This is a genomic window from Streptomyces sp. NPDC037288 (assembly GCF_055603265.1).
Map to the genome: position 1 here is coordinate 26,884 of NZ_JBVJVY010000007.1, position 15,922 is coordinate 42,805.

Here is a 15,922-nt window from a genome sequence, read left to right on the forward strand (position 1 = left end):
GGAGTCCGCCATGAGCGAAGAGCGTCCCGCATCCGACTCGTCCGAGGAGCAGGGCCGGGCGGCCGACGCCGACGCCTGGGCCACGGCCTGCGCCGAGGACCTCGCCGCCGAGAAGGCCCGCCGCCGCGCCGGCTACGGCCCGGAGCCGGGCTCGGCCGCCGAGGAACTGAAGAAACTCGTGGACACGGTGGCCGACAAGCTGTCCGGCCTCTCGTCACCGCTCCTCGGCAGCCTTGCCGGACCGGCCGCGCAGCAGGTGGTGCGCCAGGTCGTCCAGCAGGCCAAGGCCGCCGTCGAGCCCGTCATAGACCGCAACCCGGACGTCTTCGACCACCTGGCCGCGGCCGGCGGCGAACTGCTCGCCGCCTACCGCTCCGCCGTCCAGGCCCAGGAGCGCCGCTGGACCGACCGCACGGCCGACGACCTCACCCGTGAGGGGCCGGACGGCCGGCGCGACCGGGGCGAGGGCACCGGCCCAGGGGAACGCATCGACCTGGACTGAAACCCTTCCACGGCAGGGCCTCGGGTACGGTTGGCCGTAGCGGGGCTCGACCGAAACTGAGGGATTCATGGGACTCACCATCGGCGTCGACATCGGCGGCACCAAGATCGCGGCCGGCGTGGTCGACGAGGAAGGCAACATCCTCTCGACCTTCAAGGTGCCGACCCCCACCACGCCCGAGGCCATCGTGGACGCCATCGCCTCGGCGGTGGAGGGCGCGCGCGCCGGGCACGAGATCGTCGGCGTGGGCATCGGTGCGGCCGGTTACGTGAACCGGCAGCGCTCGACGGTGTACTTCGCGCCGAACATCGACTGGCGCCAGGAGCCGCTGAAGGAGAAGGTCGAGGCCCGCGTGGGCCTTCCGGTCGTGGTCGAGAACGACGCCAACGCCGCCGCCTGGGGCGAGTACAAGTTCGGCGCCGGCAAGGGCCACCGCAACGTCATCTGCATCACGCTCGGCACCGGCCTCGGCGGCGGGATCATCATCGGCAACAAGCTGCGCCGCGGCCACTTCGGCGTGGCCGCGGAGTTCGGGCACATCCGGATGGTCCCGGACGGCCTGCTGTGCGGCTGCGGCTCGCAGGGCTGCTGGGAGCAGTACGCCTCCGGCCGCGCCCTGGTCCGCTACGCCAAGCAGCGCGCCAACGCCACCCCCGAACACGCCGAGATCCTGCTCGGCCTCGGTGACGGCACCCCCGACGGCATCGAGGGCAAGCACATCTCCATGGCCGCCCGCCAGGGCGACCCGGTCGCCGTCGACTCCTACCGCGAGCTGGCCCGCTGGGCCGGCGCCGGCCTGGCCGACCTGGCCTCCCTGTTCGACCCGTCCGCGTTCATCGTCGGCGGCGGCCTCTCCGACGAGGGCGAGCTGGTCCTCGACCCGATCCGCAAGTCCTACAAGCGCTGGCTGGTGGGCGGCAACTGGCGCCCGGTGGCCGACGTGATCGCGGCCCAGCTCGGCAACAAGGCGGGCCTGGTGGGCGCGGCGGACCTGGCCAGGGAACCCGACCCGATCATGTGAGCAACACCAGCTGCACAGGGGCGCGGGGAACTGCGCGACAGGCCACCACACACGGGCAGTCGCACACGGACCCCGCGCCCCGTGCCGTGGGGCGCCCAGACGCCGCCGCCGTCGTAGATTGACGGCATGGCAACCCCTCTGCTCCCCAACTCCCGCACCGAATCCGGCGGTTCACCCGTCATCCGCGTCCTGAGCTACAACATCCGCTCGATGCGCGACGACACCCGCGCCCTCGCGAGAGTGATCACCGCCTGCGCCCCGGACCTCGTCCTGATCCAGGAAGCCCCCCGCTTCTTCCGCTGGCACAAGAAGCTCGCCCGCCTCGCCGCGGCCACCGGCCAGGTCATCCTCACCGGCGGAGCCACCGCGGCCGGCCCGGCGATCCTCTGCTCACTCAGGGCCACCGTGGAGCGGGCGGAGGACATCCTGCTGCCCCTGACCCCCGGACTGCACCGGCGCGGCCTCGCCATGGCGGTGATCCGCTTCGGCGGGGCCCGGCTGGGCGTGATCAGCTGTCATCTGAGCCTGGACGACAAGGAGCGGTACGAGCAGGCCGCCCTGGTCCTCGAGCATCTCGCCGACCTGGGCGTGGAACACGCCGTCGTCGGCGGTGACCTCAACGAAGGCCCCGGCGGCCCCGCCTTCCGGCTGGTCTCCGCGAGCCTGCGGGACTGCCGGGCCGTGGCGCCCTGGGGCGGCGAGGAGACCTGGCCGCACAGCGAACCGCCTGAGCGTATCGACGCCGTCTTCGTCACGAAGGGCATCGAGGTGCTCGGCTGCGGGGTCCCGCTGGACCAGCCGGGTGTCACCGGGGCCGATCTGAAGGCGGCCACGGACCACTTCCCGGTGCTGGCGGCCCTTCGTGTACCGGTGACGTGAGCTTCGACTGAACTAAGTGCAAGAAAGCCTTGTGCGGCCCGGCCCGGCCCGCCTACAGTCACTCCTGTACTTAGTTCAAGTAGCCAGGAGGGGGACCCGATGTCCGGCGAGCAAGAGCAGTTGGCCGCGTTCGTGGAGACGGCGGCGAAGGAGTACGGCGTGCCGGGGGCCGCCGTCGCCGTACTGACGGGCGGCGAGGAAATCCATGTCACGCACGGCGTGACGAACGTGGAGCACCCCCTGCCGGTCGACGAGCACACCCTCTTCCACCTCGCCTCGGTGAGCAAGAGCTTCACGGCGACCGCGCTGATGCGCCTGGTCGAGCAGGGCAGGGTGGACCTCGACGCACCCGTCCGCCGGTACGTCCCCGACCTGCGCCTCGCCGACGAGGACACCGCCGCCCGGATCACCGTGCTGAACCTGCTCAACCACACGGCGGGCCTGGACTGGAACCTGGTCGACGCCGACGAGGGCGACGGCTCGCTCGCCGCGTTCGTCGGGCAGCTGGACCGGCTGCCGCTGATCGCGCCGCCCGGCGCCCGTGCCTCCTACAGCCAGGCCGGGTACAACCTGCTCGGCCGAGTGGTCGAGAACGTCACCGGCCTCACGTTCGAGAAGGCGCTGGCCGAACTGGTCCTGCAGCCGCTGGGCCTCACCGACACCGTCTTCGACCTGGACGACGTCGTGGTCCGGCGCTTCGCCGTGGGCCACAAGCGCGCCGAGGACGGCACCCTCACCCTCGCCCGCCCCTGGAAGTCCCGGCGGGCCGGACTGCGCGGCGACAACCCCGGCGGCGGCGTCGTCTCCTCGATGAGCGACCTGCTGCGCTGGGCACGGTTCCAGCTGGGCGACGGAGAGGGGCTGCTGACCGCCGGGACGCTGCGCCGCATGCGGGAACCGACCGTCGCACTGCGGGGCAGCACGCTCGGCGACGCCTTCGGCATCTGCTGGTTCCTGCGGGATGTGGAGGGCGTGGGCACGGTCGGCCACGGAGGCTCGGGCAACGGGCAGTTCGCCGAACTGCTCCTGGTCCCGGAACGGGACTTCGCCGTCGTCTCGCTGTCCAACGCCGCCCCGGACGGCTACCAGTTCAACCAGTCGGTGCTGAAGCGGGCGCTGGAGCTCTTCCTCGGTGTGGCCGAGCGGGAGCCCGAGCCGCTGCCGTACGACGAGGAGCGGGCACGGGAGGCCGCCGGGCGGTACGAGATCGACGCCATGAACCTCGACATCGCGGCGGACGGCGACCGGCTCACGCTCGCGGTCGGCATCAAGCCGGAGATCCGTGCGGCGTCGGATGCGGAGATGCCGCCGGACTATCCGGCGGCGGAGATCGGTTTCCTGCCGGGGGACGGCGACGAGTACCTCGTGGTGGAGGGCGGTCTGAAGGGCCAGCGGGGCTTCTTCTCCCGCGGCACCGACGGCACGGTGACCGGGGTGGACTTGGCGGGGCGCCTCTTCACCCGGTCCTGACCCGCCCTGGGGGGCCAGGGCGGTGCCGGTCAGCTTTCGGTGCCGCCCGGCCGCAGTCCCTCCAGCAGTGCCCGCAGCCCGGCCGCGTACGTACCGTCGGGCGCATCGCCGTATCCCGTAGCCGCAGCCGTGTCCAGCCGGGCCCGCAACCGCGGAAACGGCCGCGCCACCTGCGCCGCCCTGGCCAGCGTCTCCTCGAACCGCTCCGCGGCGTCCCCGCCGGCCCTGCGCACCTTGCGCGTCAGTGACGTCACCGCCGACGCGCCCAGCGCATTGCCGAGGACGTACGTCACCACCGCCCCCGCCGCCCGGTCCGCCTCCTCCGCCGGGAACCCGGCGGTCTCGAAGACGCCGAGGAGATGGTCGTCGTAACGGGCCTTGCCGGTGCCGTAGAGCAGATGGGAGCCGATCGCCTGCACCAGCCACGGATGCCGCAGGAGCATCGCGTGCAGCCGGTCGGCCATCGCCGTGGCGACGTCCCGCCAGTCCGCCGCGCCGAGCGCCGGCAGCTCGACCTCGTGCCACACCCGGTCGGCGGCGAGCAGCACGAGGTCGTCCTTGTTCTTCACATGCCAGTAGACGGCGGTCGCCGCGGCCCCCAGCCGCTTGCCCAGACTGCGCATGTTCAGGCCCTCGAGGCCCTCGTCGTCCAGAAGCTCCACGGCGGTCCGGACGATCTGTTCCGGGGTGAGCGTGTCGCGCGGCATGGGCTCACGATAAGTGAGTCACCAGGGACTTGTACAAAGTTCAGACCACCGCGCCGCGCCCGGGGTCGTCGTCCTCCTCGTCGTCCGTGCGCATGCGCATCACCAGCGTCGCGAAGCCGCCGAGGAAGCCGCCGATGCCGAGGGTCGTCAGCCACCAGGTCATCTGCCAGCCGAACAGCACCGCCAGCAGAAGCAGGACCGGCCCGCCGACGACACCCAGCCAGGCGAACTTCGCCGTGGTGTCGGCGGCCGGCAGTGGCGGCGGCTCCGGCGGGACGAAGTGGCCCTCGTCGTCCTCGTCGAAGTCGTCCTCGGAGGGTTCCGGGGGCGTGTAGTCGCGCGGGCCGACGCCGGGCGCGAAGGAGACCGAGCTGCCCAGCGGCCGGACCGTCGCCTTGTCGGGGTCGCTGCCCGGGTCCTTGTCCGGCTCCGGGAGCGCCAGGTCCTCCACCGCCTTGAAGGGCCTGGCGCCCGGCGGATCCGGCGGCTCCTCGCCGTACCCGTCGACGATGGCACGCCAGGCGGCGTCCTCGTCGAAGGGCACCTTCTGCTCGTCCGGCTCGCGGCCCTCGCGGTCCTCGCGGTCGGACTCGTGCTCAGCCAACTCTGGCCGTCCCTTCCTCGCCGAGACTGGGTGCGAGCCGGCCGATGAAGGCGAGGCTCTCCTCGAAGACCCGGTCCGCATCCTCGTCCAACGTCGCCACGTGGTAGCTGTGTTCCAGCACGGTCTCCGTCACGTCCGTGGACGACACCCGGCTCAGCACCCGGGCCGAGTCGGCCGCCGGGACGACATGGTCCTGGGCGCTGCGCAGCAGCAGCAACGGCTGGGTGACCTGGGGCAGCTCGCCGTCCAGCCGGCGCAGGAACACCCGCAGCGAGTGCGCCGCGTGCAGCGGCACCCGGTCGTAGCCCAGCTCGGCCGCGCCCGCCTTCGCGATGTCGCTGGCGATGCCCTTCGTCGTCCGCACGAGATGCCGCGCCACCGGAAGGGCGTATGCCGACAGGCCGTGCACCTTGTTCGCCGGGTTGACGAGTACGACGCCCCGCACCCGCTCGCCGTGCCGGGCCGCGAGTCTGAGCGCCAGGGCGCCGCCCATCGACAGGCCCGCGACGAACACCCGGGAGCAGCGCTCGGCGAGGACGCGCAGCTCGCGGTCCACCTCCGCGTACCAGTCCTGCCAGCCGGTGACCTGCATGTCCTCCCAGCGGGTGCCATGGCCGGGCAGCAGCGGCAGCGACACGGTCAGGCCGTGCGCCGCGTGGTGCTCCGCCCAGGGGCGCAGCGACTGGGGCGAGCCGGTGAAGCCGTGGCAGAGGAGGACCCCCACCTCCCCGCCCACGTGGCGGTACGGCTCGGCTCCGGGGAGGACCGGCACCTTCGACGCTCCTGTTCCTGGAGGGCCCCCACCGGTGACCGGCAGAGGTGTGGGACAACGCGCGGATGTGGTTCACCGTACGCGACCGCACTGACACCGACCAGGGTCGTCGGGTCCATTGACGGTCCTCCGGGTTAAGGTCTGTTCGACGGAAACGGGAGGCACACGGGTGTTGTACGGGACGATGAAGGTCGCCATCGGAGGGCCGCTGAAGGTCGCCTTCAGGCCCTGGGTGGAAGGCCTGGAGAACGTACCGGCCGAGGGCGCCGCCATCCTGGCGAGCAATCACCTGTCCTTCTCGGACTCGTTCTTCCTGCCCGCGGTCCTCGACCGCAAGGTCACCTTCATCGCGAAGGCCGAGTACTTCACCACCCCGGGCGTCAAGGGCAGGCTGACGGCGGCCTTCTTCAAGGGCGTCGGGCAGCTCCCGGTGGACCGCTCCGGGGCGCGCGGCGCCGGCGAGGCCGCGATCAAGAGCGGCATAGAGGTACTGGAACGCGGCGAGTTGTTCGGTATCTACCCGGAGGGCACCCGCTCGCCCGACGGCCGGCTCTACCGGGGCAAGCCCGGCGGCCTCGCGCGGGTGGCGCTCGCCACCGGCGCGCCGGTCATCCCGGTGGCGATGATCGACACCGAGAAGATCCAGCCGCCCGGCAAGGTGGTGCCCAAGCTGATGCGGCCCGGCATCCGCATCGGCAAGCCGCTGGACTTCAGCCGCTACCACGGCATGGAGCACGACCGCTTCGTCCTGCGCGCCCTGACCGACGAGGTCATGTACGAGATCATGAAGCTCTCCGGCCAGGAGTACGTCGACATGTACGCCACGGCGGCCAAGCGGCAGATCGCGGAGGCGGCGAAGGCGGCCAAGGAAGCGGAGAAGGCCAGGGAGGCCGGCAAGAAGGCCGAAGGGTAAGCGGGGAGCAGGGGAGCCGGGGACAACGGGGGGCCGGGGGGACATGCCCAAGCGCGAGCGCGTCATGAGGATGTCGGTCGAGCTGCCGCTGTGGCGCGCACTCAGCGGCTACCGCGTGCTGACCATGCTGTACGCCATCGGCCTGTGCGCCACCGCGTACTCCCGTTTCGTCCGCCCCTGGGTCGCCGTCGCCTACTTCGCCGTCCTGTTCGTGTGGACCCTCGCCACCCTGCCGAAAGTGCGGAACGCGGCGAGCTGCACCAAGCGCTTCCTGGCCGCCGACCTGACCGTCGCCCTGACCGGCATCCTGCTCACCCCACTCGCCGACAACCACCAGAGGATCGCGGGCGGCGGCCCCACCCTGCCGTCGATATGGACCGCCGGCTCGGTGCTGGCCTTCGCCATCAAGGGCGGCTGGCGCTGGGCGGCCGCCGCCTCGACGGCCGTGGCCGCCGTCAACCTGGTCGAGCGGGGCAGCCCCGCCCGGGACACCGTGCACAACGTGATCCTGGTCTGGGTGGCCTCGATCGCCATCGGCTACGTCGTGGAGGTGGCCCGCGCCTCCGAGCGCACCCTGGCCCGCGCGCTGGAGATCGAGGCCGCGACCCGGGAGCGGGAGCGGCTGGCCCGGGACATCCACGACGGTGTGCTCCAGGTGCTGGCGATGGTGCAGCGGCGCGGCGCGGTGATCGGCGGCGAGGCGGCCGAGCTGGGGCGGCTCGCGGGCGAGCAGGAGGTGGCGCTGCGCACGCTGGTCTCCGGCGGTCTGGTGCCGGTCTCCCGGGTGTCGGAGGACGCCTCCGCCGGAGCCGTCGTACGCGCGGTGGAAGAGCCCGACGACGACGGCCCGCTCGATCTGCGCTCGCTGCTGGCGCCGTACGCGGGTGCCCGGGTGAGCCTGGCCGAGCCCGGCGCGCCGGTCGAGCTGCCCCGGCCGGCCGCGCGGCAGCTGGCCGCCGCGGTGGGCGCCGCCCTGGACAACGTACGCAAGCACGCCGGAGCCGGGGCCCGGGCCTGGATCCTGGTCGAGGACGAGCCGGACGAGATCGTCGTGACCGTCCGGGACGACGGCCCCGGCATCCCCGAGGGCCGGCTCGCCCAGGCCGAGGGAGAGGGCCGGCTCGGCGTGGCCCAGTCGATCCGCGGACGGCTGCGCGACCTGGGCGGCAGCGCCGAACTCGTCTCCGTCCCCGGCCAGGGCACGGAAGTGGAACTGAAAGTACCGAAGGGCGCCGGACGGGCGCGGGGGAAGAAGGCGGAGCGGCGATGAGCGAGCAGCAGGACCCGATCAAGGTCATGGTGGTGGACGACCACCCCATGTGGCGTGACGCGGTCGCCCGGGACCTCGCCGAGTCCGGCTTCGAGGTGGTCGCCACCGCGGGCGACGGCGAGCAGGCGGTCCGCCGCGCCAGGGCCGCCGCCCCCGACGTCCTCGTGCTGGACCTCAACCTGCCCGCCAAGCCCGGCGTCCAGGTGTGCAGGGAACTGGTCGGCCACAACCCGGCGTTGCGCGTCCTGGTCCTCTCGGCGAGCGGTGAGCACGCCGACGTCCTGGAGGCCGTGAAGTCCGGCGCGACCGGCTATCTGCTGAAGTCGGCCTCCACCGGGGAACTGCTGGACGCCGTGCGCCGTACCGCCGTCGGCGACCCCGTGTTCACGCCGGGCCTGGCCGGACTGGTCCTCGGCGAGTACCGCCGGCTGGCCGCCGAGCCCGTGCCCGCCCCCGACACCGACGAGCCCGGAGCGCCCCGGCTGACGGACCGGGAGACGGAGGTGCTGCGGCTGGTCGCCAAGGGCCTGAGCTACAAGCAGATCGCCGAACGCCTCGTCATCTCCCACCGCACGGTCCAGAACCACGTGCAGAACACCCTCGGCAAGCTCCAGCTGCACAACAGGGTCGAGTTGGTGCGGTACGCCATAGAGCGCGGCCTGGACGACGAGTAGCGCCCCGGAATCACCCTTCTCGCCTCTCCCGTTGTGACGCGGATCACCACTAGCGTGACTCTGTGTCAGGAAACCGTGGCGAAGGGACATTTCCATGCGGGTCGGAGTACTGACCGGAGGCGGCGACTGCCCCGGGCTCAACGCCGTCATCCGGGCCATCGTCCGCAAGGGCGTGCAGGAGTACGGCTATGACTTCGTCGGCTTCCGGGACGGCTGGCGCGGACCTCTGGAAGGCGACAGCGTGCGCCTCGACATCCCCGCGGTGCGCGGCATCCTGCCCCGCGGCGGCACCGTCCTCGGCTCCTCGCGCACCAACCCCCTCAAGGCGGAGAACGGCATCCGCCGCATCAAGGACAACCTGGCCAAGCAGGAGATCGACGCCCTGATCACGATCGGCGGCGAGGACACCCTGGGGGTCGCCGCGCGCCTGTCCGACGAGTACGGCGTGCCGTGTGTCGGCGTACCCAAGACGATCGACAACGACCTGTCCGCCACCGACTACACCTTCGGCTTCGACACCGCGGTCGGCATCGCCACGGAGGCCATCGACCGGCTGCACACCACCGCCGAGTCCCACATGCGCGTGCTGGTCTGCGAGGTGATGGGCCGTCACGCCGGCTGGATCGCCCTCCACTCCGGCCTGGCCGGCGGTGCCAACGTCATCCTCATCCCCGAGCAGCGCTTCGACCTCGACCAGGTGTGCGCCTGGATCACCTCCCGGTTCAAGGCGTCGTACGCACCGATCGTGGTCATCGCGGAAGGCGCGATGCCGAAGGACGGGGACGCGGTCCTGAAGGACGAGTCGCTCGACTCCTTCGGGCACGTCCGCCTGTCCGGCGTCGGCGAGTGGCTGGCGAAGGAGATCGAGAAGCGCACCGGCAAGGAGGCCCGCACCACCGTCCTCGGTCACATCCAGCGCGGCGGCACGCCCAGTGCCTTCGACCGCTGGCTGGCCACCCGCTTCGGTCTGCACGCCATCGACTGCGTCCGCGACGGCGACTTCGGCACCATGGTCGCCCTGCGCGCCACCGACATCGTCCGCGTCCCCCTCGCCGAGGCCACCGCCAAGCTGAAGACGGTGGACCCGACGCTGTACGAGGAGGTCGGGGTGTTCTTCGGCTGACGGCGCGTTGCCGGATCCGGGGACCGCACGGTCCCCGGATCCGTTCGCTCATCCGGCCCGGCCGACCGCGCGCAACCGGCCGACCAGCTCCCGCACCACCGCGGCCCCGTTCAGGCTGAGGACCGACTCGGGGTGGAACTGCACACCCGCGAAGCCCCGACCGCGCAGCGCGTGCACCTCGCCGTTCGCCGCGCGGCTCACCTCGATGCCGTGTGCGGCCAGTTCCCGGGCCGCCCCGTCGTCGCAGCGGGCGACGAAGCTGTTGTAGAAGCCGACGGTCTCGGCCCGCCCGAACAGGTCGACGGTGGTCTGCGCGCCCTGGTACGGCACCTCCTTGCGGACGATGCGCAGCCCCAGCTCTGCCGCGATCAGCTCATGGCCCAGGCAGACGCCCAGCACCCCGTGCCGGTGTTCCCGGATCACCGTCGCGGTCAGTTCGCGCAGGAACCGCATCTTCGGGTCGGCGAGGTCCGCCGGGTCGCCCGGACCGGGGCCGAGCACCACCGGCCCCTCGTGCGCGAGCACCGCCGCCCGCAGCCCCGGTTCGTCGTACCGCCGGACGGTGACGTCCAGCCCGCTCGACCGCAGCACGTGTGCCAGCATCGCCGTGAAGGTGTCCTCGCCGTCGACGACGAGGGCATGGCCGGTGAGCTCCTGTGCCGGTTCCTGCATCCGCAGCCAGAAGGGAGCGAGCGCGGCCCGCCGCCCGTCCAGCGCCGCCCGCACCCGGGGGTCGTCGGCCAGCCGGGGTTGCTCCCGCTCCGCGCGCGGCCGGGACGGCCGTACCCCGAGGGCCGCCAGCACACCCGCCGCCTTCGCGTGCGTCTCCGCGACCTCGCCCGCCGGGTCCGAGCCGCGCACCAGCGTGGCGCCGACCGGCACGCGCAGACGTCCCTCGGCGGAGATGTCGGCGGTGCGGATCAGGATGGGGGAGTCCAGGGTCTGCGCACCGCCGGAGTCCCGGCCGAGCAGGGCCAGCGCTCCCGCGTAGTAGCCCCGGCCGCCGACCTCGTGCCGCTCGATGACCCGGCACGCGTTCTGCACCGGAGACCCGGTCACCGTCGCCGCGAACATGGTCTCCCTCAGTACGTCCCGCACGTCCAGGGAGGACTTCCCGCGCAGCTCGTACTCGGTGTGGGCGAGATGGGCCATCTCCTTCAGCCGCGGCCCGACGACGACCCCGCCCATGTCGCCGACGGTGCACATCATCTTCAGTTCCTCGTCGACGACCATCGACAGCTCCTCGATCTCCTTGCCGTCGGCGAGGAAGGAGAGCAGGTGCTCCGGCGTCGGTCCCCCGGCGGGATAGCGGTACGTCCCGCTGATCGGGTTCATGACGACGGTTCCCCCCGACATCCGGACGTGCACCTCGGGGCTGGCCCCGACCAGCGTCCGGTCCCCGGTGTGCACGACGAAGGTCCAGTAGGCGCCGCGCTCGCCCTCCAGCAGCCGGCGGAACAGCGCGAGGGCGTCGGCCCGGCCGAACCCCGGGATCCCGCCCTCGTACGTGCGCCGGATCACGAAGTTGGCGCCCTCGCCCCGGCCGATCTCCTCGTCCAGCACCCGGGCGACGATCTCGCCGTACGCCTCGTCGCCGACGTCGAAGCCACCGCCCTCGACGCGCACCTCGTGCGCCGGGAGCCGGGACAGCGCCAGGTCGAGCGGGATCTCGTACGACTCCTCGGGGGTCAGTACCAGCAGGGGGGTGCCGTCGTCGCGGACGTCGAAGCCGCGCTCGCGGATCTGCCGGAACGGGACCAGGGCGAGGCCCTCGCCGGGCAGGTCGGCGAGCCGGTCGTGGCGGGTCACCGGGCCGAGCAGGACCTCCACCGGGTGTTCGTCGCGGCCGGGGGTGCGGCGGCGGAGCAGGGCGAAGGGGCGGTCGTCGTGCAGGAGCTGTGCCAGGTCCATGGTTCCTCTTCCGTCGATGTCGGTGAGGAACGGACCCCGGACACACCGAAGGCCGCCCCTCGGGCGGCCTTCGCGAAGTCTGGTGTACGCGCGATCAGTGGGCCGCCGGATGAGCGGTCCACCACCAGGTGCGGGTCGAATGCGCGAACATGCCCGGCACCTTACCCCATGCCGCGGGGGATCGTCCGGGGGCCGGAGAGGGCTACGATCTTCGAACTTGACATGTCCCATTCGCATTTACGGAAGGTACGCATGGGATTCATACGGGGTTCCAGGCTCCTCGCCTGGATGGCGGCCACGGCGGCGTTGCTGACCGGCCTCACGGCCCAGCCCGCCTCGGCGGCGGATTCGCCGACGATGACGAAGCTCTCGCTCGGCGCCGACCAGTTCAAGCTGACCGACACCAGCTATGCGTCGGCCGCGAACAATCTCTACAACAACCGCCTCACCAGCCACGCCAACCTCACGGACGTCGTCACCACCGACTACACGAAGAACTCCTCCGGTGCGACGGACAGCTGGCTGAACCTGCGCTCGATGCGCTCCTGTGCCGGCACCGAGACCAAGGCGCTGCCCCCGGTGGGCACCAAGACGGCCTGGTGCTGGTCGAACGCCCACGGCGACGACACCACCCCGCACTGGTGGCCGCAGGGCCTGAGCAGCACGGGCACCGCCGACGGCGGTGACGGCGCCATCCAGGGCAAGCACGTCGTGGCGGTCTCCTGGCACTACCGGACCCTCAGCAACGAGGACTCCGCGGGCTGCACGACCAACAACCTGCTCAAGATGACCTTCCTCGACCGGGACACCGGCAAGTACCGCCACGTCCTGCTCGCCGAGCCCACCGACTCGGGCGACAACTTCAAGTTCGTGACCGGCCACGGCGGCGGCATCGTCTGGTACGCGAACTACATCTACGTCACGGACACCGCGAACGGCATCCGGGTCTTCGACATCAACAAGCTCGCCAAGGTCGACACCTACGGCTCCGGCGTGGGCACCTACGGGATCGACGGCGCCGGCCGGTCCAGCGCCTGCGGCTACCCGTACGTCCTGCCGGAGGTCCACTACTACAAGCAGGCGGGCACGCCGTCCGACTGCTCGGGCAACACCATCGACCCCGAGCAGCTGTGCTTCTCCTGGCTCTCCCTGGACAAGACCGGCGGCGGCCCGTTCAAGCTGGTCGCCGGTGAGTGGCAGGGCTACGTCGACGGCGCCCGCGTGGTGCGCTACCAGCTGAACCCGGCCAGCTCCTCCACCTACCCCGGCCTGCTCAACATGTCCGGCGGCAGAACCGTGATCCAGGACGCCTACGCCGCCTCCCGCTACCGGGGCCTGCAGGGCGGTATGACCTGGACCGACAGCCAGGGTGTGCTGAACTTCGGCTTCCACAAGGGATGCGGCACCGCGCCCGGTGTGTACTCGCACACCTGGGTGGGTGACACCCGTGCCACGACGTCCTGCGCGGCCGGCGGGAACTGGGCGGCGGGCCCGCCCCAGGCCCTGAGCTACTGGCCGAAGCTCGACGCCGACCAGGTCGACGAGGTGTGGGGGCTGACCGAGGGCTTCTGTGCGGGCAGCGACCTGCGAACGGCGCACTCCGAGTTCAAGGCCGCCACGGACGACAACGACGTGTGCTGGAACTACAAGGGGGCGGACAACCTCTCCCTGCGCGCCGTCTTCGCCGTCGGTTTCACCGACCCGGCGGTGCAGAACCTGCACTGACGGCCGGCGCTGACGCCCCGGACGGGTCCGCCGTGCGCAGGCCGCGCGGCGGACCCGTGCGTCTCACCTATTGAGCCCGCGGCATGTATGCGTGCGGTGACCCCGTAATGTGGAGAACGTGACCGTGAACGCAACCAGCCCGAGCGCTGGCAACACCTGGCGAAACCTGCCCGCGGCGCAGCAGCCCGAGTACCCCGACCCCGAGGCTCTGCGCGCAGTGATCGCGGACCTCGAGTCGTATCCGCCGCTCGTCTTCGCGGGCGAGTGTGACCAGCTGCGCGCCCGGATGGCGGCCGTCGCCAAGGGAGAGGCGTTCCTCCTCCAGGGCGGCGACTGCGCCGAGGCCTTCGACGCGGTGTCCGCCGACCACATCCGCAACAAGCTCAAGACGCTGCTCCAGATGGGCGCCGTCCTCACCTACGCGGCCTCCGTGCCCGTGGTGAAGGTCGGCCGTATCGCCGGGCAGTACTCCAAGCCCCGCTCCAAGCCGACCGAGACCCGCGACGGCGTGACGCTGCCGACCTACCGCGGCGACTCCGTCAACGGCTTCGACTTCACCGAGGCCGCCCGCGTCCCGGACCCCGAGCGCCTGAAGCGGATGTACCACGCCTCCGCCTCCACGCTGAACCTGGTGCGCGCCTTCACCACCGGCGGTTACGCGGACCTGCACCAGGTGCACGCCTGGAACCAGGACTTCGTGAAGACCTCCCCGTCGGGCCAGCGCTACGAGCAGCTCGCGCGGGAGATCGACAACGCGCTGAACTTCATGCGGGCCTGCGGCGCCGAGCCGGAGGAGTTCAAGACCGTCGAGTTCTTCTCCTCGCACGAGGCGCTGCTGCTGGACTACGAGTCCGCCCTGACCCGGGTCGACTCGCGCACCGGCAAGCTGTACGACGTCTCCGGGCACATGGTGTGGATCGGTGAGCGCACCCGGCAGCTGGACGGCGCGCACATCGAGTTCGCCTCGCAGATCCGCAACCCGATCGGCATCAAACTCGGCCCGACCACGACGGCCGAGGAGGCGCTGCGCTACATCGACCGCCTCGACCCCGAGCGGGAGCCGGGCCGGCTGACCTTCATCGTCCGGATGGGCGCCGACAAGATCCGCGACAGGCTTCCCGAGCTGGTGGAGAAGGTCACGGCGTCCGGCGCGACGGTGGCCTGGGTGACCGACCCGATGCACGGCAACACCTTCGAGGCGGCCTCCGGGCACAAGACCCGCCGCTTCGACGACGTGCTCGACGAGGTCAAGGGCTTCTTCGAGGTCCACAAGGCGCTCGGCACCCACCCGGGCGGCATCCACGTGGAGCTCACCGGCGACGACGTCACCGAGTGCGTGGGCGGCGGCGACGAGATCTTCGTCGACGACCTGCACCAGCGCTACGAGACGGCCTGCGACCCGCGGCTGAACCGCAGCCAGTCGCTGGACCTGGCGTTCCTGGTCGCGGAGATGTACCGGGACCAGTAGGCATCCGAAGGGGCGCGGATCACACGGGATCCGCGCCCCTTCCTCTTTTACGGGCGCCGAGGGGTGGGTAAGGTTAGGTTTGCCTCACCGAAAAACGGGATGGCAGTACACAGAGCGATCCCGTCGGGAGGTGAATCCGCGTGTACGTCTGCAGCTGCTTCGGCGTCACCGAGGCCCAGGTCAAGCAGCACGCGCAGGACGGTGCCTGTACCCCCCGCCAGATAGCCTCCGCCTGCAAGGCGGGCACGGACTGCGGCTCGTGCGTCCGCCGGATCCAGGCCCTCCTCGGCCGGGGTGCCTGCCCGCGGCGCGAGCTGGCCGACCAGGGCAAGCCGGTGCTGACGGAGATCTCCGCGGACATGCCCGAGGCCGCCTAGGGTTCAGCTGCTCTCCGGCTGTTCGATCAGCTGGGAGAGATAGAGCGCCTCGCCGAGCTTCTCCAGCAGTTCCAGCTGGGTGTCGAGATAGTCGATGTGGTGCTCCTCGTCGGCGAGGATGTCCTCGAAGATGTTGGCGGACGTGATGTCCCCCTTCTCGCGCATCACCTTGATGCCCCGCCGGAGCCGGTCGATCGCCTCGACCTCGATCTGCCGGTCGGCCTCGAACATCTCCCTCACCGTCTGCCCGACGCGGACGTGGAAGAGCCGCTGGTAGTTGGGCAGCCCCTCCAGGAACAGGATCCGGTCGGTGAGCACCTCGGCGTGCTTCATCTCGTCGAACGACTCGTGCCGCGTGTACTTGGCGAGCTTGTACCAGCCGAAGTTCTCCTGCATCTTCGCGTGCAGGAAGTACTGGTTGATCGCGGTCAGCTCGCCGGTGAGCTGCTCGTTGAGGAACTCGATGACCTCGGGGTCGCCCTGCATCGCAGCGGCTCCTTCCACAC

At 71.3% G+C, this 15,922-nt stretch carries 17 protein-coding genes; 11 read left to right on the forward strand and 6 right to left on the reverse strand.

What is annotated here, in order from left to right; all coding sequences use genetic code 11:
- Positions 1-10: 10 nt before the first annotated feature.
- The 4 genes from ACZ7GZ_RS10505 (at position 11) to ACZ7GZ_RS10520 (ending at position 3,872) form a co-directional block, all read left to right on the forward strand.
- Positions 11-502, forward strand: coding sequence for a DUF5304 domain-containing protein (locus tag ACZ7GZ_RS10505; RefSeq protein ID WP_471022689.1), 492 nt, complete (start codon positions 11-13; stop codon positions 500-502).
- A gap of 67 nt (positions 503-569) precedes the next feature.
- The gene (locus tag ACZ7GZ_RS10510; protein ID WP_031166589.1) at positions 570-1,523 is read left to right on the forward strand and encodes an ROK family glucokinase; all 954 of its coding nucleotides are present in this window, start codon (positions 570-572) and stop codon (positions 1,521-1,523) included.
- Between the two features lie 126 nt (positions 1,524-1,649).
- Positions 1,650-2,402, forward strand: coding sequence for an endonuclease/exonuclease/phosphatase family protein (locus tag ACZ7GZ_RS10515; protein WP_471022692.1), 753 nt, complete (start codon positions 1,650-1,652; stop codon positions 2,400-2,402).
- Between the two features lie 99 nt (positions 2,403-2,501).
- A complete protein-coding gene (locus ACZ7GZ_RS10520) occupies positions 2,502-3,872 on the forward strand; it encodes a serine hydrolase domain-containing protein (protein WP_471022693.1) in 1,371 nt (456 codons plus the stop codon).
- A 29-nt stretch (positions 3,873-3,901) separates the two neighbouring features.
- Here ACZ7GZ_RS10520 and ACZ7GZ_RS10525 read toward each other — a convergent pair whose 3' ends face one another.
- The 3 genes from ACZ7GZ_RS10525 to ACZ7GZ_RS10535 are packed head-to-tail and all read right to left on the reverse strand — an operon-like array spanning position 3,902 to position 5,955.
- Positions 3,902-4,579, reverse strand: coding sequence for a TetR/AcrR family transcriptional regulator C-terminal domain-containing protein (locus ACZ7GZ_RS10525; RefSeq protein ID WP_471022695.1), 678 nt, complete (start codon positions 4,577-4,579; stop codon positions 3,902-3,904).
- 40 nt (positions 4,580-4,619) lie between these two features.
- Positions 4,620-5,183, reverse strand: coding sequence for a hypothetical protein (locus ACZ7GZ_RS10530; protein WP_471022696.1), 564 nt, complete (start codon positions 5,181-5,183; stop codon positions 4,620-4,622).
- On the reverse strand, positions 5,176-5,955 hold the full coding sequence (locus ACZ7GZ_RS10535; protein ID WP_471022699.1) for an alpha/beta hydrolase: 780 nt from the start codon (positions 5,953-5,955) through the stop codon (positions 5,176-5,178). The genes ACZ7GZ_RS10530 and ACZ7GZ_RS10535 overlap by 8 nt, the downstream gene beginning before the upstream one ends.
- Before the next feature lie 172 nt (positions 5,956-6,127).
- On the opposite strand from ACZ7GZ_RS10535, the gene ACZ7GZ_RS10540 reads away from it, so the two are divergent.
- The 4 genes from ACZ7GZ_RS10540 to ACZ7GZ_RS10555 all read left to right on the forward strand — a co-directional run bounded on the left by ACZ7GZ_RS10540 (position 6,128) and on the right by ACZ7GZ_RS10555 (position 9,935).
- Positions 6,128-6,868 carry a lysophospholipid acyltransferase family protein gene (locus ACZ7GZ_RS10540; RefSeq protein WP_471023129.1) on the forward strand — a complete coding sequence of 247 codons (741 nt, stop codon included), beginning with the start codon at positions 6,128-6,130 and terminating at the stop codon, positions 6,866-6,868.
- Positions 6,869-6,911: 43 nt separating this feature from the next.
- Entirely contained in the window at positions 6,912-8,138 is a 1,227-nt protein-coding gene (gene macS / locus ACZ7GZ_RS10545) for a MacS family sensor histidine kinase (RefSeq protein ID WP_471022700.1), read from the forward strand.
- Positions 8,135-8,812, forward strand: a complete 678-nt coding sequence (locus ACZ7GZ_RS10550) for a response regulator (RefSeq protein WP_471022703.1) — start codon at positions 8,135-8,137, stop codon at positions 8,810-8,812. The genes macS and ACZ7GZ_RS10550 overlap by 4 nt, the downstream gene beginning before the upstream one ends.
- Before the next feature lie 94 nt (positions 8,813-8,906).
- The gene (locus tag ACZ7GZ_RS10555; protein ID WP_471022705.1) at positions 8,907-9,935 is read left to right on the forward strand and encodes a 6-phosphofructokinase; all 1,029 of its coding nucleotides are present in this window, start codon (positions 8,907-8,909) and stop codon (positions 9,933-9,935) included.
- A gap of 48 nt (positions 9,936-9,983) precedes the next feature.
- Here ACZ7GZ_RS10555 and ACZ7GZ_RS10560 read toward each other — a convergent pair whose 3' ends face one another.
- Both ACZ7GZ_RS10560 and ACZ7GZ_RS10565 read right to left on the reverse strand, forming a co-directional pair.
- Positions 9,984-11,846: an anthranilate synthase family protein gene (locus ACZ7GZ_RS10560; RefSeq protein ID WP_471022707.1), complete on the reverse strand. Its 1,863-nt coding sequence runs from the start codon at positions 11,844-11,846 to the stop codon at positions 9,984-9,986.
- A gap of 94 nt (positions 11,847-11,940) precedes the next feature.
- Positions 11,941-11,997, reverse strand: coding sequence for a trp operon leader peptide (locus ACZ7GZ_RS10565; protein ID WP_078493144.1), 57 nt, complete (start codon positions 11,995-11,997; stop codon positions 11,941-11,943).
- 101 nt (positions 11,998-12,098) lie between these two features.
- Here ACZ7GZ_RS10565 and ACZ7GZ_RS10570 point away from each other — a divergent pair, with 101 nt between their 5' ends.
- The 3 genes from ACZ7GZ_RS10570 (at position 12,099) to ACZ7GZ_RS10580 (ending at position 15,416) form a co-directional block, all read left to right on the forward strand.
- Positions 12,099-13,571: a hypothetical protein gene (locus tag ACZ7GZ_RS10570; RefSeq protein ID WP_471022709.1), complete on the forward strand. Its 1,473-nt coding sequence runs from the start codon at positions 12,099-12,101 to the stop codon at positions 13,569-13,571.
- A gap of 118 nt (positions 13,572-13,689) precedes the next feature.
- Positions 13,690-15,039, forward strand: coding sequence for a class II 3-deoxy-7-phosphoheptulonate synthase (locus ACZ7GZ_RS10575; RefSeq protein ID WP_471022712.1), 1,350 nt, complete (start codon positions 13,690-13,692; stop codon positions 15,037-15,039).
- 140 nt (positions 15,040-15,179) lie between these two features.
- Positions 15,180-15,416, forward strand: coding sequence for a (2Fe-2S)-binding protein (locus ACZ7GZ_RS10580; protein WP_471022715.1), 237 nt, complete (start codon positions 15,180-15,182; stop codon positions 15,414-15,416).
- A gap of 3 nt (positions 15,417-15,419) precedes the next feature.
- On the opposite strand, the gene bfr is transcribed toward ACZ7GZ_RS10580, so the two are convergent.
- A complete protein-coding gene (gene bfr, locus ACZ7GZ_RS10585) occupies positions 15,420-15,902 on the reverse strand; it encodes a bacterioferritin (protein ID WP_363218959.1) in 483 nt (160 codons plus the stop codon).
- Positions 15,903-15,922 lie beyond the last annotated feature (20 nt).

What these genes read in the sequence shown, in the direction of transcription:
- ACZ7GZ_RS10505 (WP_471022689.1), top strand. Translation starts at nt 11, where the DNA reads ATGAGCGAAGAGCGTCCCGCATCCGACTCGTCCGAGGAGCAGGGCCGG.
- ACZ7GZ_RS10510 (WP_031166589.1), top strand. Translation starts at nt 570, where the DNA reads ATGGGACTCACCATCGGCGTCGACATCGGCGGCACCAAGATCGCGGCC.
- ACZ7GZ_RS10515 (WP_471022692.1), top strand. Translation starts at nt 1,650, where the DNA reads ATGGCAACCCCTCTGCTCCCCAACTCCCGCACCGAATCCGGCGGTTCA.
- ACZ7GZ_RS10520 (WP_471022693.1), top strand. Translation starts at nt 2,502, where the DNA reads ATGTCCGGCGAGCAAGAGCAGTTGGCCGCGTTCGTGGAGACGGCGGCG.
- ACZ7GZ_RS10525 (WP_471022695.1), bottom strand. Translation starts at nt 4,579, where the DNA reads ATGCCGCGCGACACGCTCACCCCGGAACAGATCGTCCGGACCGCCGTG.
- macS (WP_471022700.1), top strand. Translation starts at nt 6,912, where the DNA reads ATGCCCAAGCGCGAGCGCGTCATGAGGATGTCGGTCGAGCTGCCGCTG.
- ACZ7GZ_RS10550 (WP_471022703.1), top strand. Translation starts at nt 8,135, where the DNA reads ATGAGCGAGCAGCAGGACCCGATCAAGGTCATGGTGGTGGACGACCAC.
- ACZ7GZ_RS10555 (WP_471022705.1), top strand. Translation starts at nt 8,907, where the DNA reads ATGCGGGTCGGAGTACTGACCGGAGGCGGCGACTGCCCCGGGCTCAAC.
- ACZ7GZ_RS10560 (WP_471022707.1), bottom strand. Translation starts at nt 11,846, where the DNA reads ATGGACCTGGCACAGCTCCTGCACGACGACCGCCCCTTCGCCCTGCTC.
- ACZ7GZ_RS10570 (WP_471022709.1), top strand. Translation starts at nt 12,099, where the DNA reads ATGGGATTCATACGGGGTTCCAGGCTCCTCGCCTGGATGGCGGCCACG.
- bfr (WP_363218959.1), bottom strand. Translation starts at nt 15,902, where the DNA reads ATGCAGGGCGACCCCGAGGTCATCGAGTTCCTCAACGAGCAGCTCACC.